This window comes from Burkholderia cepacia ATCC 25416 (assembly GCF_001411495.1).
In the GTDB taxonomy this organism is placed as follows: domain Bacteria; phylum Pseudomonadota; class Gammaproteobacteria; order Burkholderiales; family Burkholderiaceae; genus Burkholderia; species Burkholderia cepacia.
Genome location: NZ_CP012983.1, coordinates 486,641 through 510,453 on the forward strand (window position 1 = coordinate 486,641; position 23,813 = coordinate 510,453).

Annotated in this window: 19 protein-coding genes; 11 read left to right on the forward strand and 8 right to left on the reverse strand. The window is 66.4% G+C overall.

Features of this window, described 5'->3' with window-relative positions; translation table 11 throughout:
• Positions 1-44 precede the first annotated feature (44 nt).
• Positions 45-923: an SDR family oxidoreductase gene (locus tag APZ15_RS34485; protein ID WP_049098431.1), complete on the reverse strand. Its 879-nt coding sequence runs from the start codon at positions 921-923 to the stop codon at positions 45-47.
• 185 nt (positions 924-1,108) lie between these two features.
• Between APZ15_RS34485 and APZ15_RS34490 the strand changes: the two genes are divergently transcribed.
• Positions 1,109-2,071 (forward strand): GlxA family transcriptional regulator, encoded by a 963-nt coding sequence (locus tag APZ15_RS34490; RefSeq protein WP_027792887.1) that lies wholly within the window; start codon positions 1,109-1,111, stop codon positions 2,069-2,071.
• A 75-nt stretch (positions 2,072-2,146) separates the two neighbouring features.
• Here APZ15_RS34490 and APZ15_RS34495 read toward each other — a convergent pair whose 3' ends face one another.
• The gene (locus tag APZ15_RS34495; RefSeq protein ID WP_027792886.1) at positions 2,147-3,079 is read right to left on the reverse strand and encodes a LysR family transcriptional regulator; all 933 of its coding nucleotides are present in this window, start codon (positions 3,077-3,079) and stop codon (positions 2,147-2,149) included.
• A 208-nt stretch (positions 3,080-3,287) separates the two neighbouring features.
• On the opposite strand from APZ15_RS34495, the gene APZ15_RS34500 reads away from it, so the two are divergent.
• Together APZ15_RS34500 and APZ15_RS34510 are read left to right on the forward strand one after the other, a co-directional pair.
• Entirely contained in the window at positions 3,288-4,154 is an 867-nt protein-coding gene (locus APZ15_RS34500) for an NmrA family NAD(P)-binding protein (RefSeq protein WP_027792885.1), read from the forward strand.
• A 219-nt stretch (positions 4,155-4,373) separates the two neighbouring features.
• On the forward strand, positions 4,374-5,768 hold the full coding sequence (locus APZ15_RS34510; RefSeq protein ID WP_422646756.1) for a pyridoxal-phosphate dependent enzyme: 1,395 nt from the start codon (positions 4,374-4,376) through the stop codon (positions 5,766-5,768).
• 650 nt (positions 5,769-6,418) lie between these two features.
• Here the strand turns inward: APZ15_RS34510 and APZ15_RS41480 are convergent.
• Positions 6,419-6,604 carry a hypothetical protein gene (locus APZ15_RS41480; RefSeq protein WP_146774579.1) on the reverse strand — a complete coding sequence of 62 codons (186 nt, stop codon included), beginning with the start codon at positions 6,602-6,604 and terminating at the stop codon, positions 6,419-6,421.
• Between the two features lie 124 nt (positions 6,605-6,728).
• Here APZ15_RS41480 and APZ15_RS34515 point away from each other — a divergent pair, with 124 nt between their 5' ends.
• The 5 genes from APZ15_RS34515 (at position 6,729) to APZ15_RS34535 (ending at position 13,423) form a co-directional block, all read left to right on the forward strand.
• Complete coding sequence (locus APZ15_RS34515; protein ID WP_027792883.1) at positions 6,729-7,328, forward strand: LysE family translocator; 600 nt, start codon at positions 6,729-6,731, stop codon at positions 7,326-7,328.
• Positions 7,329-7,825: 497 nt separating this feature from the next.
• Entirely contained in the window at positions 7,826-9,442 is a 1,617-nt protein-coding gene (locus APZ15_RS34520; protein ID WP_027792882.1) for a tryptophan halogenase family protein, read from the forward strand.
• Positions 9,442-10,527, forward strand: coding sequence for a monodechloroaminopyrrolnitrin synthase PrnB family protein (locus tag APZ15_RS34525; RefSeq protein WP_027792881.1), 1,086 nt, complete (start codon positions 9,442-9,444; stop codon positions 10,525-10,527). The genes APZ15_RS34520 and APZ15_RS34525 overlap by 1 nt, the downstream gene beginning before the upstream one ends.
• 58 nt (positions 10,528-10,585) lie before the next feature.
• Entirely contained in the window at positions 10,586-12,286 is a 1,701-nt protein-coding gene (locus APZ15_RS34530; RefSeq protein ID WP_027792880.1) for an NAD(P)/FAD-dependent oxidoreductase, read from the forward strand.
• A 24-nt stretch (positions 12,287-12,310) separates the two neighbouring features.
• Positions 12,311-13,423: a Rieske 2Fe-2S domain-containing protein gene (locus APZ15_RS34535; RefSeq protein WP_027792879.1), complete on the forward strand. Its 1,113-nt coding sequence runs from the start codon at positions 12,311-12,313 to the stop codon at positions 13,421-13,423.
• Between the two features lie 281 nt (positions 13,424-13,704).
• Here APZ15_RS34535 and APZ15_RS34540 read toward each other — a convergent pair whose 3' ends face one another.
• Positions 13,705-13,962 carry a DUF4148 domain-containing protein gene (locus tag APZ15_RS34540; protein WP_027792878.1) on the reverse strand — a complete coding sequence of 86 codons (258 nt, stop codon included), beginning with the start codon at positions 13,960-13,962 and terminating at the stop codon, positions 13,705-13,707.
• Positions 13,963-14,162: 200 nt separating this feature from the next.
• Here APZ15_RS34540 and APZ15_RS34545 point away from each other — a divergent pair, with 200 nt between their 5' ends.
• Complete coding sequence (locus tag APZ15_RS34545; protein WP_021160488.1) at positions 14,163-14,840, forward strand: heavy metal response regulator transcription factor; 678 nt, start codon at positions 14,163-14,165, stop codon at positions 14,838-14,840.
• Complete coding sequence (locus APZ15_RS34550) at positions 14,837-16,357, forward strand: heavy metal sensor histidine kinase (protein ID WP_034196234.1); 1,521 nt, start codon at positions 14,837-14,839, stop codon at positions 16,355-16,357. Before APZ15_RS34545 ends, APZ15_RS34550 begins: the two co-directional genes overlap by 4 nt.
• On the opposite strand, the gene APZ15_RS34555 is transcribed toward APZ15_RS34550, so the two are convergent.
• The 3 genes from APZ15_RS34555 to APZ15_RS34565 form a co-directional block, all read right to left on the reverse strand.
• Entirely contained in the window at positions 16,338-17,894 is a 1,557-nt protein-coding gene (locus APZ15_RS34555; protein WP_027792876.1) for an efflux transporter outer membrane subunit, read from the reverse strand. The genes APZ15_RS34550 and APZ15_RS34555 overlap by 20 nt on opposite strands.
• 30 nt (positions 17,895-17,924) lie before the next feature.
• Entirely contained in the window at positions 17,925-19,304 is a 1,380-nt protein-coding gene (locus APZ15_RS34560; RefSeq protein ID WP_027792875.1) for an efflux RND transporter periplasmic adaptor subunit, read from the reverse strand.
• Positions 19,305-19,374: 70 nt separating this feature from the next.
• A complete protein-coding gene (locus APZ15_RS34565; RefSeq protein WP_027792874.1) occupies positions 19,375-22,602 on the reverse strand; it encodes an efflux RND transporter permease subunit in 3,228 nt (1,075 codons plus the stop codon).
• 269 nt (positions 22,603-22,871) lie between these two features.
• On the opposite strand from APZ15_RS34565, the gene APZ15_RS34570 reads away from it, so the two are divergent.
• Complete coding sequence (locus APZ15_RS34570; RefSeq protein ID WP_027792873.1) at positions 22,872-23,150, forward strand: DUF4148 domain-containing protein; 279 nt, start codon at positions 22,872-22,874, stop codon at positions 23,148-23,150.
• On the opposite strand, the gene APZ15_RS41485 is transcribed toward APZ15_RS34570, so the two are convergent.
• Entirely contained in the window at positions 23,078-23,689 is a 612-nt protein-coding gene (locus tag APZ15_RS41485; RefSeq protein ID WP_155253156.1) for an MFS transporter, read from the reverse strand. The two genes, APZ15_RS34570 and APZ15_RS41485, sit on opposite strands and share 73 nt — an antisense overlap.
• Between the last annotated feature and the right edge of the window lie 124 nt (positions 23,690-23,813).

Genomic DNA, 23,813 nt, shown 5'->3' on the forward strand with positions numbered 1-23,813 from the left:
GGCAGCGCGCCGGATCGGTGTCGGCTTCCGCGTCGACCGTACCTTCAGGCCGCGGCGGATCGCCCTTTCGGCTCGGCGAGGTGTGCCAGCCCGAGGCCCTCGAGCACCTGCGCCTGAATCGATGCCGCCTGGGCGTTGAGGGCGTCAGCGCCGAATGACTCGCCCACGATCAAGCGCGGCGGGCGAGTACCGTTGGCTTGTGCGACAAGCTGCACGATCGCGTCGGCGACGTCGTGCGGGTTCGGCGCGTGGTCGCTCGCGAACAGCGCCATGAGCGTCTCCACCATTTTGTCCGGAATCGCACCGGCCTCGCCGTAGCCGGGTACGCGCGCGGCGTCGGCGGGCCGCTGCGCGCTGGCGAAAATATTCGTCGGATAGTTGCTGGGTTGAACGAGAACGACGTCGATGCCCGACGTCGACAACTCGTAGCGGTAGCTGTCGGTCAACGCTTCGAGCGCGAACTTCGATGCGCCATAGAGACCGAAGAACGGAAACGTCACGCGGCCGAGTATCGAGCCGATGTTCACGATCAGGCCTTCGCCCTGTTTCCTGAAGGTCGGCAGCACCGCCCTCGACGTTCGCTGGATGCCGAATACATTCACGTCGAAGAGCGCCTGTACCTGCTGTGTCGTGAACGCCTCGGAAATACCCGCTGATCCGATACCTGCGTTGTTGACGAGGACGTCGAGATGCCCGGCATTTTCCAGCACGGAAGCCACGCCTCGCTCGACGGACGCATCGTCCGCCACATCCAGTTCGATGACGTGCATGCCTTTCGCTTGAAGGGCATCGGCATGGGGCCGGTTTCGGCCGGCGATGTCGCGCATCGACGCGAATACCCGGTGCCCGGCCGCCGAGAGCCCTTCTGCAGTGTGGCGGCCGAAGCCGCTGCTGGCGCCGGTTATCAGAATATTTTTGGTCATGTCGAGTGTGTTCCAGCAAAACAAGGTTGGAGAGCCGCAACCGAATCAGCGCGAGCATGTCCGGCGCGGTCGAGATGAAATGGGCGACGTCATTGGAGAACTCTTCGCCGCATTGCAGTGCAGTCTAGGTTTTTCACGGAAAGCGGGCTATAGTCGCAAATGACATTAATGGATGCGTTTACGACATGAGATTGTCCATTCTGGCGCTCGAAGGGCTGTTCGACACCGGCCTGACGGTGCTTTTGGATACCTTCGCGATGGCCAACGAACTGGCTGCCGCTCAGGGCTTTGCCGCGCCGCCCTTCGACGTCGGAGTGGTCGGCGTACGCAGACGCGTCCGTACCGCGCACGGACTGTCCATGCTGGCGGAGCCCGCAAGCAGCGCACGCCATGCCGACTGGGTGGTCGTGCCCGCGCCTGGCATCAGGCAGCCGGAGCGCCTGATCGAGGCGCTGGAGCGTCCGGACGTGCGCGATGCAATGGCGCACCTTCGGGCGTGGCATGCCGATGGCGTCGGCGTCGCCGCCGCTTGCATCGGTACGTTCGTGCTGGCGGAAGCCGGGCTTCTGGATCATCGCGAGGCGACGACCACCTGGTCGCTCTCGCCCTTCTTTCGTCAACGTTATCCTGCGGTCGATCTGAACGATTCACGCATGGTCGTCGCCGCGGATCGCCTGGTGACGGCGGGATCGGCCATGGGCCATCTCGACCTTGCGCTGTGGTTGCTGCGTCAGGCGAGTCCCGAACTGGCCACGCTCGTTGCCCGTTTCATGCTGATCGACAAGCGTTCGTCGCAGGCCGAATACATCATTCCGGATTACCTTGCCCATGCGGATCCGCTGGTCGCTCGATTCGAGCGATGGGCGCGCGAGCATCTTTCCACGGGTTTTTCGCTTCAGGCGGCGGCCGCCGCATTGGCCGTCGGACCGCGCACGTTGCAGCGCCGTACCGAGGCGGTACTTGGGAAGTCGCCATTGGCGTTCGTCCAGGATCTGCGCATCGAACGGGCGCAGAATCTCGTGTCGATGGGTTACGACCTGGAGACGATTGCGAGCGAGGTCGGCTACGCGGATGCGGCGACGTTGCGGGCCTTGTTGCGTCGCAGGCTCGGCCGTGGGGTGCGGGAATTGCGCGCCAGCAATCGGTAGCGTCCGGCCTTGAAAAGCGGCGTGCGTACGCGGCGAATGCCGAACAAAGGGGCCGTGGGCGCCGCCGGAACGGCACTAGCGCATGCCGGCGCGCCCGTGAACACCCGTCAGTTCGACCATGAAATCCAGGAACGCCCGGGTTTTGGCCGGCACGTGATGCCGGGATGGGTAGTACGCATATAACGGATACCGCTCGTCGGCCCATTCGGGAAAGAGATTGATCAACCGGCCGTCGGCGATCAGCGGCTCGGCACCGAGCAGCAGCATCTGCGCAATGCCGGAACCGGCGAGGCACGCGCTGAGCAGGGCGCCCGGATCGTTGACCGTGAGGCGCCCCCGGGTGTCGACCACGATGCGTTTGCGCCGACGATGGAATTCCCAGGCGAACGGCTTGCCTGTCTCCGGGTTGCGAAATTCAAGGCATCGGTGGCTCCGGCTTTCGAGGTCCTCGGGTTTGGCCGGCCGTCCCCGGCGAGCGATGTACGAGGGCGCCGCGACCGTCACGACGCCGGTATCGAGCAGCTTTCTCGCAATCAGGCTGGACGATCGCGGTTCACCGAATCGCACGGCGAGGTCGAAGCCGTCCATGACGAGGTCGCCCAGGCTGTCTCGCGCGATGAGCTCGATTTCGAGGTCGGGATGTGCGTCCATGAACGCATCGAGTTGTTGCCCGAGAATGGCCCGGTAAACGACGGGATCCAGATTGATTCGCAGCTTTCCGCGCACGACGGAGGCGCCGCCTGCGGCCGCCGCGGCTGCTTCCTCCAGCCCGGCAAGATGCGGCATGACCTGCTCGTAAAACCTGCGGCCCTCTTCGGTCAGCGACACCGACCGCGTCGTTCGATTGAAAAGCCGGATGTTCAGCTTTCTTTCCAGTCGTGCAATCGCTCGACTGACGCCCGGCGGCGTCATGCCTATTACGTCGGCCGCAGCCGCAAACGTTCCGGCATCGACCACGGCGGCGAACACGCTAATGCTGCCGGACAGTTTCTCGCTACTGGATCTCATGGTTGTTCGAGTGCATACGGTGGCGGATCGCGGGCGACCCGCTGAAGGCCGCCACGCCGACGCCGGACAGCGCAGCAATGCCGGTCGTCTGCGTCGATCATGCCGAATTAGTGACGCGTTGTCACTTATCTGCTTCCATCCATGTCGTTTTGTTTCGCTCGATGTTTGGCCAGAATGCGACCGACGTATTCACACACGGAGAACGAACATGTATGCGATAACAGGAATCACCGGCAAGGTCGGCGGCGCATTGGCCAGCGAGCTGCTGGCGGCGGGGCGGCCGGTGCGCGCGGTCGCGCGCGACACGACGCGGGCAGGGGCGTGGGCGGCGCGCGGGTGCGAGATTGCGACTGCCTTCATGGAAGACCCATCGTCGCTCGCCGCCGCGTTCACGGGCGCTGCGGGCGTTTTCATCCTGCCGCCTTCGGAGTTCGATCCGGAGCCCGGGTTTCCCGAGGCGCGGAAGGTGATCGAGGCCGTGTCCGCGGCGCTTCTGAAGGCGCGCCCCGAAAAGGTCGTTTGCCTGTCGACGATCGGTGCACAGGCTGACGAGCCCAATCTGCTCACGCAACGCACGCTGATGGAACAGGCGCTGCGCGGGATGCCGATGCCCGTGACGTTCCTGCGGCCCGGCTGGTTCATGGAGAACGCCGCGTGGGACGTCGCGTCCGCGCGCGACGAGGGCGTCATCGCCAGCTACCTGCAGCCGCTCGACAAGCCCGTGCCGATGGTCGCCACCGCGGACGTAGGTCGCGTTGCGGCAGAACTGCTCCAGCAGACCTGGCGCGGTGTGCGTGTCGTCGAGCTCGAGGGCCCGCGCCGCGTGAGCCCCGACGATCTTGCACTCGCCTTCGCTCGCGTTCTGGGCCGGCAGGTGCGCGCGGAAGGCGTCGACAGGCGAACGTGGGAAGCGCTGTTCCGTGCGCAGGGCATGAAACATCCACTACCCCGCATGCGCATGCTGGACGGCTTCAACGAAGGCTGGATCGATTTCGAAAGTAATCCGGAAGAAATCGTGCGTGGTCGCATCGCACTGGATACGGTTCTCGGCGAGCTTGTGTCGCGTGCGGTCTGAATGAATTCGGTGGGCGGCGTGTGGCGCGTTGGTGCTACGCGCCAACGATGCATCGTCGCGGTCGAACGACTGCCGGATTCCGTGTCGATCGGATGTCGCGATTGTCGCTATTAATGTCATTTGTGACTATGGATCAGACCTCGTCGCAAGTCTAGACTGCGAAGCGTTTCCGGCATCCGCAGATCTCTGCTGCACCTTCTGTACGACAAGGCCAATCCGATGACATTTTCGCCAGAACTTCACCTGCTGACGCTCACCGCACTCGCAACGCTGCTGATGTGGATTCCGTACATGCTGGCCAGGATCATGACGCGTGGCCTGATGGCGGCCCTGAACAATCCCGATCCGTCCCGTCCGCCCGATCCGCCGTGGGCGGAACGCGCACGGAGCGCGCATGCGAACGCGATCGAGAATCTCGCCGTGTTCGCCCCGCTCGTGCTGATGTGCGCAATGACGGGGGGCGAGCGGCCCGGCGACGGTGTTCGCGGCCAAGCTCTATCTCGGTGCCCGGTTGGTTCACTACGTGGTCTACGCCGCCGGCATTCCCGTTGTTCGCACGATCGCTTTCCTGGCCGGCTTCGCGGCGACGCTCACGTTCGCTGTTGCGTTGCTCGGACAAGCGAGCTGACCCCCACGCACTTGCGTTTCACTTGCCTGCTTACTTCAGAGGTCACCATGAAATCGACTCCCGGCAGCATCCTCGACACGATCGGCAACACGTCACTCGTCCCGTTGCGAAACGTTGTCCCGAAGAACGGCGCACGCCTTTTCGTCAAGCTCGAAAGCCAGAATCCAACCGGCAGCATGAAAGATCGGATCGCGCTCGAGATGATCGAAGCTCCCGAGCGGGATGGGCGTCTGAAGCCCGGCGGCGCAGTGGTCGAATACACCGGCGGCAGCACAGGTGTGTCGCTGGCGCTGGTGTGTGCCGTCAAGCGGCATCCGCTGCATCTGGTTTCATCGGATGCGTTCTCGAAGGAAAAGCTGGATCACATGCGCCTGCTGGGCGCGAAGCTGACGCTCGTCGCCAGCGACAACGGCAAGCAAACCGAGAAGCTGACGAAGGACATGATTCGCGAAGCGCATCGAATTGCCGGCGAGACGGGCGCATACATCACGGCGCAGATGGAAAACACCGATCAGCTCAACGCCTATACGAAGATGGCCGACGAGATCTGGGAGCAGACCGGCGGCCGCCTCGACGGCTTCGTCCAAAGTGTCGGCACGGCTGCGTCGCTGCGCGGGATCTCGCGGCGCTTGCGCGAACACGATGCACGCATTCGGATCGCCGGTGTGGAGCCGGCCGAATCCGCGGTACTGTCGGGCGGCCCTACCGGCGCGCACAAGATCGACGGGATCGGCGCGGGTTATGTCGTGCCGCTTTGGCGCGACGGGATTGCTGACGAACTCGAGCGTGTCTCCACGGAGGAGGCGAGAGCCATGGCGTTCCGACTGGCCGCCGAAGAGGGGTTGTTCTGCGGTACGTCGACCGGAGCCAACGTAACTGGCGCATTGCGACTCGCCGAACGGCTTGGCCCGGACGCCACGATCGTGACGATCATGTGCGACACCGGCATGAAGTACCTGAAGTCGTTCGCGCCAACGACTGACTGACGGCCATTGGTCGTAGCCGCCTCTTTTTGCACCGAGACCGGTTTCGTCTGGCGCAGCAGGTGAGCGGCGATCAGCGCGACCGGCACGACGCCGATGATCCGGTGGCGGGCAGGGCGCCGTGCTGGCGGGAAGGCCTCGGGTTCACTCACGTCCGCCTCATGCACGGATGATGCGTCGCTCTACTGGATGACATGAAAGGATTCCTGATAATAAAGCGGTGGAGCGAATGAAAAGGGACGGCGTCTGCGACGCGGCTGTCCACCGTTGATCGACAACCGACCGGTGCCGCATCGGGATGCGCGAGCGCGTGCGACGGCAGACAGTCGTTACGGTTGGTCGGCAGCAGTGTGTCGGCTTCGGCATCGATCGGTTGCTGGCGGACTTCGGCGCGCGTGAGCGACGCCGGCGTGGATGGTGCGAAAGTCTGCGTGCCGAACGGCAGGGTCGGTGCCTGTTATGAACCAATACGAATCCGGCCATTGGCGGATTTGACCCGTGACATATTCAGGGTGGCGCGCAGGCGACGTTTGTTTCACCGCGCGGTTCTTGTCGGGGCTATTGGAGCCATTTTGATCATCGTGACCCGATTAAACGATTAAGAACACGTAATTGAATCAATCACGCGGAAAGTTACGCTTTAATTTTCAGAATTAAAAAATGTGTGATTGAGTAACATTGGTTGCATCTATTTTTAATCTCAGGCGGGCATTTTCAGACGCAGCATAATTCGGATCGGCGACGTACAATTCGCTGCCAAACGGTAATGCCGTGAAAAATGCGCCATTTTCCCAAAGCCCCTCGAACCCGGCTGGTTTTCTCTTGATCGCCATTGGCATGGTTGCCGGGCACCGCTGGCGCCTGTTGCGAACGCCGACCGCAGCCCGAATGCAGAATGACCCACAACCGATACGACAGCTCGCCCCGACGCATGGCGACCGTCATCGACACCAAGGAAGCAAGATGCCGACATTCCAGGTGATGTTGAAGATGGCACTCTACGTTTCGCTGGTCCTGGCCACGCCAGGCCCGACAAATACCTTGTTGCTGTCCTCGGGAATCAAGGTCGGCTTCCGGCAATCGTCGCGACTCCTGGTGGCGGAGGCATCGGGCTACGGCTTCGCGATATCACTGTGGGGTTTCTTCCTGGCGACCTTCGCGGCCACGCGGCCCTGGCTTTACGATGTGCTGAAGCTGGGGAGTTCGGCCTACATCTTCTATCTCGCCCTGCAGCTATGGAAAAGCCCGCACCTTGAGGGCATCCGGTCGGGCACCATCGGCTTTCGCGACATGTTCGTCGCGACGACCATGAACCCGAAGGCGTTGTTGTTCGCCACGGCGATCTTTCCCCCGCAGGCTTTCGTATCGGTTCCGTTCTATCTCTGCTCGATCGCGGTCTTTACGGCGCTTGCCGTGACGATCGGTTCGATGTGGCTTGTCGTCGGCGGTGTCCTGACGGCGCGCCGGTCGCTGGCTACCCATACCGGAACGCTGCTTCGCGGCGCGTCGGTCGTGCTGGCGATGTTCGCGGGCACGCTGGCGTTTTCCGTACTCAATCGCTAAGGCCTGTCGGGCAGCACCCCTCTCATCGCCGGGAGCAGGTCAAGTTCGCCGAAATGCGCAAGGGTCGACATCATTGTTTCGCAAATGGTGGCGACCTTATTCGTTTCCCGTTAATTGGGTAGTTCATTTATCGTTTTTATACAATAAACGGGTGCGTTGGCTAAAAATGAAATGATTGATTTTTAAAAATGTAAATGCTCATCCATAAAATATCTCGCCGATATTTTATGGATTGAATATTTCTTTGGAGCAATGAAAATTGATATGAAATTTTACGAGGTGTGCCGTCGTGAACGCTGTTAAGGTGTATCGGACAGGTTGCGCGAACGGTATGGAAAGCTTCGGGAAGCTGAAGTTTCATGTGCATTCGATGCGTTAATGGCAATTTCCGCATCGGCAAGCCAATCCATTCATGACGCGTTACCGGACGATTTACGAGTTCAGCTCGATCAGGCGGCACCATCCCTTCAGGTTTCAAATCCTATGAGAACCGTGTCATGAGCAACCCGATCAAGAATATCGTCATCGTGGGCGGTGGCACCGCGGGCTGGATGGCCGCTTCGTACCTCGTCCGGGCGCTCCAGCAGCACACGAGCATTACGCTCGTCGAGTCCGCGGCGATCCCCCGGATCGGCGTGGGCGAGGCGACCATCCCGAGTCTGCAGAAGGTGTTCTTCGACTTCCTCGGGATACCGGAGCGGGAGTGGATGCCCCAGGTGAACGGCGCGTTCAAGGCCGCCATCAAGTTCGTGAACTGGAGGAAGTCCCCGGAGCGCTCGCGCGACGATCACTTCTACCACTTGTTCGGCACCGTGCCGAACTGCGACGGCGTGCCGCTTACCCACTACTGGATGCGCAAGCGCGAACAGGGCTTCCAGCAGCCGATGGAGTACGCGTGCTACCCGCAGCCCGGGGCGCTCGACGCCAAGCTCGCACCGTGCCTGTCAGACGGCACCCGCCAGATGTCCCACGCGTGGCACTTCGATGCGCATCTGGTAGCCGACTTCCTGAAGCGCTGGGCCATCGAGCGCGGGGTGAAACAGGTGATCGACGAGGTCGAGCAGGTTCGCCTGAACGAACGCGGCTACATCGCCAGCCTGTCCACCAAGGAAGGGCGCACGCTGGAGGCGGACCTGTTCATCGACTGCTCCGGCATGCGGGGGCTGCTGATCAACCAGGCGCTGAAAGAGCCCTTCATCGACATGTCCGACTACCTGCTGTGCGACAGCGCGGTCGCCAGTGCAGTGCCGAATGCCGATGCGCGCGTGGGAGTCGAGCCGTACACCTCGGCGATCGCCATGAATTCGGGGTGGACCTGGAAGATTCCGATGCTGGGCCGGTTCGGCAGCGGCTACGTCTTCTCGAGCAAGTTCACGTCGCGCGACCAGGCCACCGCCGACTTCCTCAACCTCTGGGGCCTGTCGGACAAGCAGCCGCTCAACCAGATCAAGTTCCGGGTCGGGCGCAACGGGCGGGCGTGGGTCAACAACTGCGTCGCGATCGGGCTGTCGTCGTGCTTCCTGGAGCCGCTGGAATCGACGGGAATCTACTTCATCTACGCGGCGCTTTATCAGCTCGTGAAGCACTTCCCCGATACCTCGTTCGACCCGCGGCTGGCGGACGCATTCAACGCCGAGATCGTCCACATGTTCGACGACTGCCGGGATTTCGTCCAGGCGCACTATTTCACCTCGTCGCGCGACGACACGCCGTTCTGGCTCGCGAACCGGCACGACCTGCGCCTCTCGGATGCCATCAAGGAGAAGGTTCAGCGCTACAAGGCAGGATTGCCGCTGACCACCACGTCGTTCGACGATTCGACGTACTACGAAACGTTCGACTACGAATTCAGGAACTTCTGGTTGAACGGAAACTACTACTGCATCTTTGCGGGCTTGGGGCTACTGCCCGACCGGTCGCTGCCGCTCTTGCAGCACCGGCCGGAGTCGATCGACAAGGCCGAGGCGATGTTCGCCCGTATCCGGCGCGAGGCCGAACGTCTGCGGACGAGCCTGCCGACGAACTACGACTACCTGCGGTCGCTGCGCGACGGCGGCGCGGGGCTGTCTCGCAGCCAGCCCGGGCCGACGCTCGCGGCGCCGGAAACCCTGTAGTGGAGCGCACCCTGGACCGCGCATGCGCATTCGCGGCGACGCACGCCGCGGTGGCGGCTTGCGATCCGCTGCGGGCGCGGGCGCTCGTTCTGCAACTGCCGGGCCTGAACCGTCAGAAGGACGTGCCCGGCATCGTCGGCCTGTTGCGCGAGTTCCTCCCGGTGCGCGGCGTGCCCGCCGACTGGGGCTTCGTCGAAGCCGCCGCCGCGATGCGGGACATCGGGTTCTTCCTGGGCTCGCTCAAGCGGCACGGCCACGAGCCCGTGGACGCGGTGCCCGGGCTCGAGCCGGTGCTGCTCGACCTGGCGCGCGTGACCGGCCTGCCGCCGCGCGAGACGCTTCTGCACGTGACGGTCTGGAACCCCGCGGCGGCCGACGCGCAGCGGAGCTACACCGGGCTGCGCGACGAAGCGCACCTGCTCGAGAGCGTGCGTATCTCTATGGCGGCGCTCGAGGCGGCCATCGGGATGACCGTCGAGCTGTACGACGTGCCCCTGCGGTCGCCGTCGTTCGCCGAAGGGTGCGACGAGCTGGCGGACTATCTCCACAAGATGGTCGAATCGATCGTTTACGCCTACCGCTATATCTCGGTGCAGGTCTTCTACGACGAGCTTCGCCCGTACTACGAACCGATTCGGGTCGGGGGCCGGAGCTACCTCGGCCCCGGTGCGGTGGAAATGCCGCTCTTCGTGCTGGAGCACGTGCTGTGGGGGTCGCAATCGGACCACCCGGGTTATCGGGAATTCAAGGAGACGTACCTGCCCTACGTGCTTCCCGCGTTCGGGGCGATCTACGCGCGGTTCGCCGGGGCGCCTTCGCTCGTCGACCGCGTGCTCGACGAGGTGCAGGCGACGGGCGCGCGGCGCGAGCCCGTCGTGGCCGGGCTGGCCGCCCTCGACCGGGTCTTCGAGATCCTGCTGCGCTTCCGCGCGCCGCACGTCAAATTGGCGGAGCGGGCGTACGAGGTCGGGCGAAGCGGCCCGACGATCGGCAGCGGGGGGTACGCGCCCAGCATGCTCGGCGATCTGCTCACGCTCACGCGTGCCGTGCGGTCCCGCCTTCGCGCCGCGCTCGACGAGCCCTGACACCCGACGCCCGACGCGTGCGGCCATGTGTTCCATCTCACAAGGAGAGTGTGCCCCCATGACTCAAAAGAGCCCCGCGAACGGGCGCGACAGCAACCACTTCGACGTGATCATCCTCGGGTCGGGCATGTCCGGCACCCAGATGGGGGCGATCCTGGCCAACCAGCAGTTTCGCGTGCTGATCATCGAGGAGTCGTCGCACCCGCGCTTCACGATCGGCGAATCGTCGATCCCCGAGACGTCCCTGATGAATCGCATCATCGCCGATCGCTACGGCATTCCGGAGCTCGACCGCATCACGTCGTTCTACGCGACGCAGCGTTACGTCGCGTCGAGCACGGGCATCAAGCGCAACTTCGGCTTCGTGTTCCACAAGCCCGGCCAGGAACACGACCCGAAGGAGTTCACGCAGTGCGTGATTCCCGAGCTGCCGTGGGGCCCGGAGAGCCACTATTACCGGCAAGACGTCGACGCCTACCTGTTGCAGGCCGCGATCAAATACGGCTGCACGGTGCGCCAGAAGACGAACGTGACCGAATACCACGCGGACAAGGACGGCGTCGCGGTGACCACCGCCCAGGGCGAACGGTTCACCGGCCGGTACATGATCGATTGCGGCGGGCCGCGCGCGCCGCTCGCGACCAAGTTCAAGCTCCGCGAAGAGCCGTGCCGCTTCAAGACGCACTCGCGCAGCATTTACACGCACATGCTCGGGGTCAAGCCGTTCGACGACATCTTCAAGGTCAAGGGGCAGCGCTGGCGCTGGCACGAGGGAACCCTGCATCACATGTTCGCGGGCGGCTGGCTCTGGGTGATTCCGTTCAACAACCACCCGCGATCGACCAACAACCTGGTGAGCGTCGGCCTGCAGCTCGACCCGCGTGTCTACCCGAAAACGGACATCTCCGCACAGCAGGAATTCGACGAGTTCCTCGCGCGGTTCCCGAGCATCGCGGCGCAGTTCCGGGATGCCGTGCCGGTGCGCGACTGGGTCAAGACCGACCGCCTGCAATTCTCGTCGAGCGCCTGCGTCGGCGACCGCTACTGCCTGATGCTGCATGCGAACGGGTTCATCGACCCGCTGTTCTCCCGGGGGCTCGAGAACACCGCGGTGACCATCCATGCGCTCGCGGCGCGCCTCATCAAGGCGCTGCGCGACGACGACTTCTCCCCCGAGCGCTTCGAGTACATCGAGCGCCTGCAGCAGAAGCTCCTGGACCACAACGACGACTTCGTCAGTTGCTGCTACACGGCGTTCTCGGACTTCCGCCTGTGGGACGCGTTCCATCGGCTGTGGGCGGTCGGCACGATCCTCGGGCAGTTCCGGCTCGTGCAGGCCCATGCGAGGTTCCGCGCGTCGCGTGACGAGGGCGACCTCGATCACCTGGACAACGACCCTCCGTACCTCGGGTACCTGTGCGCGGACATGGAGGGGTACTACCAGTTGTTCAACGACGCCAAAGCCGAGGTCGAGGCCGTGAGCGCCGGGCACAAGGAGGCCGGGGAGGCCGCGGCGCGGATTCACGCCCTCATCGACGAACGCGAGTTCGCCAGGCCGATGTTCGGCTTCGGGTACTGCATCACCGGGGCCAGGCCGCAACTCAACAACTCGAAGTACAGCCTGGTGCCCGCGATGAAGCTGATGCACTGGACGCAAACCAGCGCGCCGGCAGAGGTGAAACGGTACTTCGACTACAACCCGATGTTCGCGCTGCTCAAGGCGTACATCACGACCCGCATCGGCCTGGCGCTGAAGTAGCCGGCCGACACCGCCAGGAAAACGATGAACGACGTTCAATTCGATCAAGCGGTCGCCACGGAGCAAGCCCCGGGGGTGTACGACGCGACCACGCGCGTGGCCGCGAGCTGGTACGTCGCGATGCGCTCGGACGACCTCAAGGACAAGCCGACGGAGTTGACGCTGTTCGGCCGTCCGTGCGTGGCGTGGCGCGGTGCGACGGGGCGGGCGGTGGTGATGGACCGCCACTGCTCGCACCTCGGCGCGAACCTGGCCGACGGGCGGGTCACGGACGGGTGCATCCAGTGCCCGTTTCACCACTGGCGGTACGACGAGCAGGGCCGGTGCGTTCACATCCCCGGACACAGCCAGGTGGTGCGGCAGCTGGAGCCCGTTCCGCGCGGCGCGCGTCAGCCGACGTGGGTCACCGCGGAGCGGTACGGCTACGTGTGGGTCTGGTACGGCTCTCCGCAGCCGCTGCACCCGCTGCCCGAAATCGCCGCGGCCGACGTCGACAACGGCGACTTCATGCACCTGCACTTCGCGTTCGAGACGACGACGGCGGTCTTGCGGATCGTCGAGAACTTCTACGACGCGCAACACGCCACCCCCGTGCACGCGCTCCCGATCTCGGCCTTCGAACTCAAGCTGTTCGACGACTGGCGCCCGTGGCCGGAGGTCGAGCCGCTGGCCCGGGCGGGCGCGTGGTTCGGTGCCGGGATCGACTTCACCGTGAACCGGTACTTCGGGCCCCTCGGCATGCTGTCGCGCGCGCTCGGCCTGAACATGTCGCAGATGAACCTGCACTTCGACGGCTACCCCGGCGGGTGCGTCATGACCGTCGCGCTGGACGGAGACTTCAAATACAAGCTGCTCCAGTGCGTCACGCCGGTGAGCGACGGCAAAAACGTCATGCACATGCTCATCTCGATCAAGAAGGTGGGCGGCGTCTTGCGCCGCGCGACCGACTACGTGCTGTTCGGGTTGCAGACCCGACAGGCCGCGGGGTACGACGTCAGGATCTGGAACGGGATGAAGCCGGACGGCGGCGGCGCGTACAGCAGGTACGACAAGCTCGTGCTCAAGTACCGCGCGTTCTACCGGGGCTGGGTCGACCGCGTCGCCGAGACGGGCGCTCGACCGCACCGCCGCGAGTGAGCGGCGAAGCGTGAGGCAGCGGCCGGGAGCCGGCCAACGAGCAGGATCGCGCCGGAAAGGCCGCGGCCGGCATGCCCGAGCCGAGCACGGCCCGTTTTTTTGCGATCATCGTTTCACGTCGTCGGACGGGCGGGCGGCCATCGGGCCGGTGCGCTTGAGCGCTTGAGCGCTTGAGCGACAAGGATTTCGCGGGCCCGGCTGCGGGCGCCGCGAAATCCGCCGCCAGGCGCCGGGTCGGCGCGCGATCCGGCCGTCAGCCGGCTGCCGAACAGATGCGGAGATCAAGAGCCGGCCGATGCCGTCGCAACCGGCGCCGCATCGGGATGCGCACGCGCGTAAAGCTGGCGATTGCGCGCGATCTGCGCCTGCGACGGCGGATAGTCGTTCCGGTCCGTCGGCAGCAGGCCGCCGGCTTCGGCATTGATCAGCTGCTGGTAGATTTCGGCGCGCGTGAGCGGCGCCTGTGTGGACTGGGCGAAAGCCTGTGTACCGAACGGCAGGCTCAGCGCGGCAACGACAAAGGCAGTGAAGAGTTTCATGACGATTCCCTGGTGGTTGAACGAACGGGCGAGTGGGGCGGCCCCACGTATCCCATTCTGGTTGCCGCGGCAGTCACGACGCTGACCCGCCGATTACAGTTTTGTAATCCGCCCGTTTCGCGCTTGCACGATGCGGCTCGCGCGCCGCGTTTCCCGGTAACATCGGCGCATGTCACCACCCCCATGCGACGGAGCCGACCATGCGCATCCTGATAGTCGAAGACGAACCGAAGACCGGCGCGTACCTGAAGAAAGGGCTCGAGGAATCCGGCTTCAGCGTCGATCTCGCGAAGGATGGCGGCGAGGGCCTGACGCTCGCGCAGGAGGAAAGCTACGACGTGATCGTGCTCGACGTGATGCTGCCCGTGCTCGACGGCTGGAGTGTGCTCAAGCGGCTGCGCGACACCCACGCGACGCCCGTGCTGTTCCTGACCGCGCGCGACGACGTGCAGGATCGCGTGCACGGCCTCGAACTCGGCGCCGACGACTACCTCGTGAAGCCGTTCGCATTTGTCGAGCTGCTTGCCCGGATCCGCACGCTCGCACGGCGCGGGCCGCCGCGCGAGACGGAACGCATCGCGGTGGGCGACCTGGAGATCGACGTCGTGCGCCGCCGCGTGAAGCGCGGCACCGTGCGGATCGACCTGACGCCGCGCGAATTCTCGCTGCTGCAACTGCTCGCGCGCCGGCAGGGCGAGGTGCTGAGTCGCACGCAGATCGCGTCGTACGTGTGGGACATGAATTTCGACAGCGACACCAACGTCGTCGAAGTCGCGATCCGGCGGCTGCGCGCGAAGATCGACGACGATTTCGCGGTCAAGCTGATCCATACGGTGCGCGGCGTCGGCTACGTGCTCGAACCGAAGGACGCCGCATGACCCTCGGCCGCTTGATCGGCCGCTCGATCGGCGCGACGCTCGCGCTCGCGTTCGGCGCGACCATGCTCGCCGTCTTCGCGCTTGTCGGCACCTATGTGTATACGGCCCTCGAGCGGCAGGTGAGCACGCAGGACGACCTCGACATCGTGCTCGCCGCGCGGCACACGCGCCGGCTGGCGGGCGAGCTCGATTCGCTCGACGCGGTGCGCACGCATGCGGACCGGCTGACGAGCCAGGTGCTCGGCAACGCGGCGCTGTCGATCGCCGTCGTCGACGGGCAGGGCAACGTGCTCGCGCGCCACAACGTCGAGCGCACCGGGTTCGAGGACTCGCCCGAGCCGGCGGCAGCCGCATCGACGCCCACCTCGCCCACCTCGCCCGCCTCGCCCGCGCTGCCGGCATTGCCCGACGCCGCGCTGTTCCCGCCGCACGCGACGCCGGTGCCCGCGAACGAACGGATCACCACCGACCGGATCGCAACGTGGACGGCCGGCGGCGGCGTGTCCGTGCGCGGCGTCGTCAGCGACGCGCAGTTGCGCGACCACTCGACGATCCGGATCGCGATCGCGCGCAACATGAGCGATCGCGCCGCGATGCTCGACGGCTACCGTGACCGGCTGAAGATCGCCGGCGGCCTGGGTGCGCTGTTCGCGATGCTGCTCAGCTACTGGCTGATCCGCACATCGCTCGCGCCGCTGCGCGAGATCGTCGCGAACACGGGCCGGATCACCGTCGACAAGCTCGATACGCGGCTCGACGCGTCGCGTGCGCCGCGCGAGCTGACGGCGCTCGTCGACGCGCAGAACGCGATGCTCGGCCGCCTGCAGCAGGCGTTCGGACACCTGTCGCAATTCAGCGCGGATCTCGCGCACGACCTGCGCACGCCGCTGAACAACATGCGCGGCGCGACCGAGGTGGCGCTCGCGCGACCGCGTTCGCCCGACGAGTACCAGGCGCTGCTCGAATCGAATCTCGAGGAATACGACCGTCTCGCGCGGATGATCGAGAACGTGCTGTTTCTCGCGCGCGCCGAGCATCCGGGTTTCGTCACACGGCAGCGTGCGTTCGACGTGCATGACGAACTGGAGCGTATCGCCGGTTATTTCGAAGGGCTGGCCGACGAAGCGGGATCGACGCTGCGCGTCGACGGGCACGGGCAACTGACCGCCGATCTCGAACTGTTCCGCCGCGCGGTCAGCAACCTGCTGGCCAACGCGCTGCGTTATACGCCGGCGGGCGGCGTGATCGCGATGAGCGTCGACGAAACGGCGGATGCGGTGCGCGTCGTCGTCGCGAACCCGGGCGAGCCGATCGATCCCGCGCTGCTGCCGCGCATCTTCGAGCGTTTCGTGCGCGGCGACCCCGCGCGCAGCGGCGGCGTGCCGGGCGGCACGGCCGGGCTCGGCCTCGCGATCGTGCGCTCGGTGATGGAATTGCACGGCGGCACCGCACGCGTCGAAAGCGACGCGGCCGGCACGCGCTTCATCCTCACGTTCGTCAGGACGCCGACGGCGTAGCGGCCGCGTGCGCGGCGGCCGTTGCGTGCGCATCCATATCCGTATCCTTGTTCCAGCCGCCGCCGAGCGCCGTCAGCAGCGCGACCGCCGCCTCCATCCGGCGCGCGGCGATCTGGTCGGCCAGGCGCCGGTTCGACAGCGCGATCGTCTGCGCGGTCACGACGTCGAGATAGCTGACCGCACCGGCGTTGAAGCGGTTGGTCGTCAGCTTCAGCGACAGGTCGGCCGCGTCGGTCGCGCGCTGCTGGCTGTTCGCTTCCGATGCGAGCGCATCGAGCGCGGAAAGCTGATCCTCGACCTGCTGGAACGCGGCCAGCACGGTCTGCCGGTAATCGGCGACCACGCCGTCGTACTGCGCATGCGCGGCGTGCAGCGACGCGCTGCGGCGCCCGCCGTCGAACAGCGTGCCGGCGAGCTGCGAGCCGAGCGACCAGAACAGGCTCGGCGCGGTGAGCCACGGCGCGAAGAACGAACTTTCGAGCCCCGCGCTCGCCGACAGCACCAGGTCGGGAAAGAACGCGGCGCGCGCCTCGCCGATCTGCGCGTTCGCGGCCGCGACGCGCCGCTCGGCCGCCGCGATGTCGGGCCGCCGCTCGAGCAGTTGCGACGGCACGCCGGCCGGGATCGCCGGCACGTCGAATGCCTGCACGCGCGGCGGCAGCGTGAAGGTCGACGCGCTTTCGCCGACCAGCGTCGCGAGCGCATGCTGAAGTTGCGCGCGCGACGCGTCGATGTCGGTGTCCTGCGTCTGCGTCGATTCGAGCTGCGTCTCGGCTTGCGCGACGGCCGACGCGTCGATCGCGCCGTCCGCGAGTTGCTGCTTCAGCAGCTTCAGGGCATCGGCATACGCGCGCACCGTTTCGTCGAGCAGTTGCTTCTGCGTGTCGAGCGAGCGCAGCGCGAAATAGTCGGTCGCGAGCTCGGCCGTGACGGACAGCCTCACGGCCTGCAGGTCGGCCGCGCTCGCGTCGGCATTCGCCTGCGCGCCCGTCACGGCGTCGCGCACGCGGCCGAACAGGTCGGGTTCCCAGCTCGCGGCGACGCCGGCCTGGTAGTCGGGCGTCGTCTTGCCGGCGAGCGACGAGCCGAGCTTGTTCTGCGACAAGCGCGAGCGGCTCCGTGCGACGCCGGCCGTGACGGTCGGCAGGAACCCCGCACGCTGGTAGCCGACCATCGCGCGCGCCTGCTGGAGATCGGCGACGGCTTTCTTCACGGTCTGGTTCGAGATGTCGACGCGCGCTTCGAGCGCGTTCAGTGCGGCGTCGTCGAAGACGGTCCACCACGGGCCGCGCGACGCGGCATCGGCGGGCGTGACGACGTTCCAGCCGGGTTGGGAGACGGGGGCGGCCGTAGCCGGTACGCCCGAAGCCGGTACGCCCGTAGCCGGTATGCCCGTAGCCGGTACGCCCGCATAGTGCGCAGGCACCGCGACGGTGGGGGGCGAGTAGGCGGGTAGCGTCGAGCATGCGGTCAACGCGGCGGCGATGCCGAGCGCGACGACGCGGCGCGCGAACGGGAGCGGATGAAAGAGGCACATGGTGGAGATCTCGCGGGTTGTCATGAACGGTCAGCTGCGGGCCTTCGTCGAGGTCGCAACCGGCGTCGACGCGGGCGCCGCGACGGCGGCCGGCGCTGCCGCGGCCGCTACCGCGCGAGGCGCCGCCGGCACACCGGTAGCCGAGCCGGCCTGCGCAGCCGCCTGCGCCGCGCCGGGCTCGACCGCCACGATCTTCACGGTCTCGCCGCCGGCGATCGAATCGCCCGGGTTGTCGATCACCCGATCGGTCGCGGCCAGCCCCGCGACGATCTCGACGTGCGTGCCGAAATCGCGGCCGATTTGCACGGTCTTCAGCGCGGTGGTGCCGTTCGCGGCGACGGTCGCGACCGTCACGCCGTTCGGCCGGAACAGCAGCGCGCTGACCGGCAGCTCGAACGCGGGCGCCGCACTCGCGACGAGCAGGTGCGCTTGCGCGTACGCGCCCGGCATCAGCGCGCCGTCGTGGTTGTCGACGTCGATCTCGACCCGCAGCGTGCGCGTCACGGGATCGATCGCGCCCGCGCTGCGCGCCACGCGCGCGGCGAAGCGCCGGCCCGGATACTGCTGCGTGGTCAGGTACACGGGCGTGCCGGCCGACACGCCGGCCGCGCTGTCCTGCGGAACGTCGACGAACACGCGCAGCGTGTCGGTCTGCTCGAGGTGGAACAGCTCGCCCGACAGCCCCGGGCTGCCCGGCGTGCCGCCCGCCGTGACGAGCGTGCCGACGTCGACGTTGCGCGCGGTGATCACGCCGTCGAACGGCGCCGTCACCGATTCGTACGACACGAGTTCGTTCAGATGGGCGGCATTCGCCTGCGCGGAGGCGAGCATCGCGCGCTTCGCGTTCATGTCGGCGACCTTCGTGTCGGTGTCCTGCTGCGATACCGACTGCGTCTTCAGCATCTCCTGCCAGCGCTGCGCGGTCGATTTCGCGTAGTCGTAGTTCGCCTGCGCGGTCGACGTGTCGGCGTGCGCCTGGCGCAACTGCGCGTCGAGGTCGGGCGCCGTGATCTGCGCGAGCGTCTGCCCGGCTTTCACGTGCGTGCCGATATCCGCACTCCAGTGCGCGATATAACCGCTCGTGCGCGCATAGATCGACGCTTCCGCGTACGGCATCACCGCACCCGGCAGCGTGAGCGTCTGGTCGGCCGGCGCGGCGCCGGGCCGGATCACGGACACCGGCAGCGCCCGCTGCGCGGCCACCTGCACGCGCTGCGCGGCGCGTGCATCGATACGCGGCACGATGCCGGCGGCCAGCAGCGCGGCGGCGAATGCGAGCGCGGCCAGCGGCACGGCGAGCCTGCGGCCGCGACGGGGCAGCGGCGCGTCGGGTGCGGCGTCGCGCGCGACAGGCGGCACCGCCGCCGTTTCGGCGGAAAGCGGGGCGAGAGGTTCGGTCGAGTCGTTCATGATGGGTTCGAAGTCGGGCGAGTCGGAGGAAATCGGCGGGTATCCAGTCCAGCTATCCGGGTATCCGTGCTCAAGGCAGTGCCGGCGTGTCCGGCACGCGGCGTGCGGCGGCCGCATCGCGTCGCCGTTCGAGCCACGCATGGACGAAGCCGAACACGACGGGCACGAACAGCAGCGTCGACACCGTGCCGAACGCGAGGCCGCCGATCACCGCGCGGCCGAGCGGCGCGTTCTGTTCGCCGCCGTCGCCGAGGCCGAGCGCCATCGGCAGCATGCCGATCAGCATCGCGAGCGCGGTCATCACGACCGGGCGGAACCGGCTGAACCCCGCGTCGAGCGCGGCCTGCCACGGCGGCGCGCCGCCGGCGCTCAGCTCGCGCGCCGCGTTGACGACGAGAATGCTGTTCGCGGTCGCGATGCCGATGCACAGGATCGTGCCGGTCAGCGCGGGCACCGACAGCGTCGTGTTCGTGACGAACAGCATCCACGCGATGCCCGCGAGCGACGCGGGCAGGCCGCTGACGATCACGAGCGGGTCGAGCCACGACTGGAAGTTCACGACCATCAGCAGGTAGACCAGCGCGATCGCGAGCACGAGGCCGCTCAGCAGCCCCGCGAACGACTGGTGCATCGCCTGCACCTGGCCGCGCAGCACGATCGACGAGCCGGGCGGCAGTTGCGCGCGTGCGGCGTCGACGAGCTTCGTCACGTCGGCCGTCACGCCGCCGAGATCGCGGTCCTGCACCGACGCGAAGATGTCGAGCACCGGCTGCACGTTGTAGTGCGACACGACGGCCTGCTGCTCGGCGCGCGAGAAGGTGCCCAGCGTGCCGAGCAGGTTCTGCGCGCCCGCGCCGGCCGCGGGGCCGCCCGCGGGCGTCTGCGGCGATTGCGCGGCGGTCGGCATCGCGATGTTCGCGAGCGATTGCAGCGAATTGACGTCGTACTGAGGCGCCTGCACCAGCACCGGGTAACTGACGCCGTTGGCGGGGTTCAGCCAGAAGTTCGGCGTGGTCTGCGAGCTGCCGGACAGCGCGATCAGCAGGTTCTGCGCCACGTCGCGCTGCTGGAGCCCGGCCTGGATCGCCTTGGTGCGATCGACGTCGACGTTGATCGCGGGTGCGTCGCCGGGCTGCTGGATGCGCGCGTCCACGAGGCCGCGCACGCCGCGCAGTTGCGCGAGCAGCCGGTTCGCGACCGCGCGGTTCGCATCGAGCCGGTTGCCGACGATCTGGATGTCGATCGGCGCGGGCAATCCGAAGTTGAGGATCTGGCTGACGATGTCGGCCGGCAGGAACGCGAAGGTCACGCCCGGGAACGCCTGGTTCAGCAGGTTGCGCAGCTTCGTCACGTACTGCGCGGTCGGCCGGTGGTTCGGCTTCAGCGTGATCATGATGTCGGCATCGCCGGCGCCGACCGGATCGGACGAGTCGTAGGTCAGGTTGATCCCGCTGACCGGCACGCCGATGTTGTCGAGCACGCCGGCCAGTTCGTTCGCGGGGATCACCGAGCGGATCCGCGTCTCGACCTCGTCGGTCAGGCGCGCGGTCTCCTCGATCCGCGTGCCGGTCGGCGCGCGCAGGTGCAGCCGGATCTCGCCGGTATCGACCGACGGGAAGAAATCCTGCCCGGCGACGGCGAACAGACTCGTGGAAGCCACGCAGGCGAGCAGGAACGCGGCCGCGAAGCGGCGCCGGTTCGCGATCGCGGCCGACAGCAGCGCGCGATAGCGCGCGCGGACCGCTTCGAAACGGTGCTCGAAGGCGGCCTGGAAGCGCGCGAAGCGAGCGAAGATGCCGCGCGGCTGCTTGCCGTGCCCCTTGGCGCGCATCAGCACCATCGCGAGCGTCGGGATCAGCGTGCGCGAGAAGAAGTACGACGCGATCATCGCGAAGATCACCGCTTCGGCCATCGGCACGAACAGGTAGCGCGCGACGCCCGTCAGCAGGAACATCGGCGCGAACACGATGCAGATCGACAGCGTCGACACGAAGGTCGGCACGGCGATCTCGCCCGCGCCGGTCAGGATCGCCTCCTCGAGCGGCGCGCCGCGTTCGAGGTGGTGCGTGATGTTCTCGATCGCGACGGTCGCATCGTCGACGAGAATCCCGACCGCGAGCGCGAGCCCGCCGAGCGTCATGATGTTGATCGTCTCGCCGAGCGCGGCCAGCGCGCACAGCGACGTCAGCACCGCGAGCGGGATCGTCACGGCGATGATCAGCGTCGCGCGCCAGCTGCCGAGGAACAGCAGGATCATCAGCGCCGTCAGGCACGCGGCGATCAGCGCTTCGCGCGCGACGCCCTGGATCGCCGCTTTCACGAACACCGACTGGTCGCCGAGCGGCGTGATGTGCAGCGCCTTCGGCAGGCCGGCCGCGATCTTCGGCAGCATCGCCTTCACCTGGCCGATGATCGTCAGCGTCGATGCGCTGCCGGTCTTCTCGACCGTCAGCAGCGCCGCGCGCTTGCCGTCGCTGCGCACGATGTTGGTCTGCGGCGCGTAGCCGTTGCGCACGTGGGCCACGTCGCGCACATAGACGACGTTGCCGCCGACGGTCTTCACCGGCAGGTCGTTCAGCGCGGCGACGGTCTGCGTACTGCCGTTCATCTGCACGTTGTATTCGCGTGCGCCGATCTTCGCGGTGCCGCCGGGCAGGATCAGGTTCTGCGCGTTGATCGCGTTGACCACGTCGATCGGCGCGAGCCCCTTGGCCTGCAGCGCGCGCATGTTCAGGTCGACGACGATCTCGGGCACCTTGCCGCCGAACGGCAGCGGCACGGCCGCGCCCTGGACGGTCGCGAGCTGCGTGCGGATGAAGCTGTTGCCGAGGTCGTACAGCTGCTGCTCGGCGAGCGTGCTGCTCGACAGCCCGAGCTGCAGGATCGGCACCGTCGACGCGTTGTACGTGATGATGTTCGGCGGCAGCGTGCCCGGCGGCAGGATCCGCAGGATCGACGCGGAGTTGCTGGAGGCTTCGGCAATCGCGCGATTGATGTCCGCGCCGGGGTGGAAGAAGATCTTCACGACCGACACGCCGTTCAGCGATTGCGATTCGATGTGCTCGATGTCGTCGACGTCGGACGTGAGCGCGCGCTCGTAGTTGGTCGTGATGCGCTTGGCCATGTCCTCGGCGGAAAAGCCGTTGTACGACCAGACGATGCTGACGACCGGGATGTCGATGTTCGGAAAGATGTCGGTCGGCGTGCGCAGGATCGCGAGCGTGCCCGCGATGAAGATCAGCAGTGCGAGCACGACGAACGTATAGGGCCTGCGTAACGCCAGCCGGACGATCCACATGATGTTTTCCTCGAAGCAGAGCAAGGGCGCCGCGATGGATGCGACGAGCGTGCAGTCTGCCGGTGCCGCGTTGACCCGGCCCTGACTCGAAGATTACGAAACTGTTATCTGCGCGTTGCGCCGCAGATTTCAGGATTGTCATGTAACGGTCAGCGTCGTGCCGGCCGCAGTCACCAGAATGAAGACGTCGGGCGGAGAACCGCATCCGCGGCACCGCCGGCGGCGCATCGACGATGCGTCCTCATCTAACCGTTCTGGGGAGTTTCATCATGAATCGCAGACTGATCGCAGCGACCGCGCTGCTCGCCCTCGCCATCGGCACGCCGGTAGCCGCTTTCGCGCAAGCGTCGTCGTCGGGCCCGACCCGTGCCGACGTGATCGCCGAGCTCGTTCAGGCGCAACGCGACGGCACCGTGCCCATGTCGAACTGGGACTATCCGCCGAGCCCGCAGACGATCGCGCGCAATCGCGAGCTTTATGCGATCGCGCACGGCGAGCAGGCCACCGCGACCGCGTCGACGCCGGTGCCGGCCGTCAGCGCGCAGTGACCGGGAGACAGGCGATGAAGCGCCTTTCCCGGCTGGCGATCGCCGCGCTGCTCGCGGCGGCGGTCGCGCCGGCCTTTGCACGCGGGATGCCGCAATTGCCCGATGACGACGGTGGGCGCGCGAGCGTGCTGCAAGCGTTGAACCCGGCGCGCGCGGTTGAAGACGGTCGGCCGCATGCGGCCGGCGTCGTGCCGAATCGGGGCGGCGAGACGTCGCGCGGTCGCGACAGCGGCATCGACCGGCGGTTTGGCGTCGCCGGCGATGGCGATGCGCGGTAATCCTGGCCGTCGTGAGCGACGGTCGGATAAAAGCGCGGTCAACACGTTCATGCCGGTATTCGTGCCGGGAATGAACGATCCCCAAGCAAAGGCGAGCACCTGCCGGGCCCGGAACGTCGACTGCATCCCGTGCACGGCCCGGAGCGACCGTGCCGCCAGGCAAAAACTCGCGGCGATCACCCGGTAGCGGTCGAAGCGATCCATCAGCCAGCCGCTCGCGACCGAGCCCGGTCTGCCGCCCCGGTTCACGAAGCCGCCCATGATCGCGCCTTGCGCGCTCGTATAGCCGGCCTCTTTCCCCATCTCCGCCGCGCCCGTCCCCCGGCCCGTTTAGGTGTTTATACGTATGCCAATTCCGATATCGCCCGAATCCAATATTTCATTG

Coding starts and splice junctions, on each gene's coding strand:
- APZ15_RS34485 (WP_049098431.1), bottom strand. CDS start 923: ATGACCAAAAATATTCTGATAACCGGCGCCAGCAGCGGCTTCGGCCGC.
- APZ15_RS34490 (WP_027792887.1), top strand. CDS start 1,109: ATGAGATTGTCCATTCTGGCGCTCGAAGGGCTGTTCGACACCGGCCTG.
- APZ15_RS34495 (WP_027792886.1), bottom strand. CDS start 3,079: ATGAGATCCAGTAGCGAGAAACTGTCCGGCAGCATTAGCGTGTTCGCC.
- APZ15_RS34500 (WP_027792885.1), top strand. CDS start 3,288: ATGTATGCGATAACAGGAATCACCGGCAAGGTCGGCGGCGCATTGGCC.
- APZ15_RS34510 (WP_422646756.1), top strand. CDS start 4,374: ATGACATTTTCGCCAGAACTTCACCTGCTGACGCTCACCGCACTCGCA.
- APZ15_RS41480 (WP_146774579.1), bottom strand. CDS start 6,604: ATGCCAATGGCGATCAAGAGAAAACCAGCCGGGTTCGAGGGGCTTTGG.
- APZ15_RS34515 (WP_027792883.1), top strand. CDS start 6,729: ATGCCGACATTCCAGGTGATGTTGAAGATGGCACTCTACGTTTCGCTG.
- APZ15_RS34520 (WP_027792882.1), top strand. CDS start 7,826: ATGAGCAACCCGATCAAGAATATCGTCATCGTGGGCGGTGGCACCGCG.
- APZ15_RS34530 (WP_027792880.1), top strand. CDS start 10,586: ATGACTCAAAAGAGCCCCGCGAACGGGCGCGACAGCAACCACTTCGAC.
- APZ15_RS34535 (WP_027792879.1), top strand. CDS start 12,311: ATGAACGACGTTCAATTCGATCAAGCGGTCGCCACGGAGCAAGCCCCG.
- APZ15_RS34540 (WP_027792878.1), bottom strand. CDS start 13,962: ATGAAACTCTTCACTGCCTTTGTCGTTGCCGCGCTGAGCCTGCCGTTC.
- APZ15_RS34545 (WP_021160488.1), top strand. CDS start 14,163: ATGCGCATCCTGATAGTCGAAGACGAACCGAAGACCGGCGCGTACCTG.
- APZ15_RS34550 (WP_034196234.1), top strand. CDS start 14,837: ATGACCCTCGGCCGCTTGATCGGCCGCTCGATCGGCGCGACGCTCGCG.
- APZ15_RS34555 (WP_027792876.1), bottom strand. CDS start 17,894: ATGTGCCTCTTTCATCCGCTCCCGTTCGCGCGCCGCGTCGTCGCGCTC.
- APZ15_RS34560 (WP_027792875.1), bottom strand. CDS start 19,304: ATGAACGACTCGACCGAACCTCTCGCCCCGCTTTCCGCCGAAACGGCG.
- APZ15_RS34565 (WP_027792874.1), bottom strand. CDS start 22,602: ATGTGGATCGTCCGGCTGGCGTTACGCAGGCCCTATACGTTCGTCGTG.
- APZ15_RS34570 (WP_027792873.1), top strand. CDS start 22,872: ATGAATCGCAGACTGATCGCAGCGACCGCGCTGCTCGCCCTCGCCATC.
- APZ15_RS41485 (WP_155253156.1), bottom strand. CDS start 23,689: ATGGGCGGCTTCGTGAACCGGGGCGGCAGACCGGGCTCGGTCGCGAGC.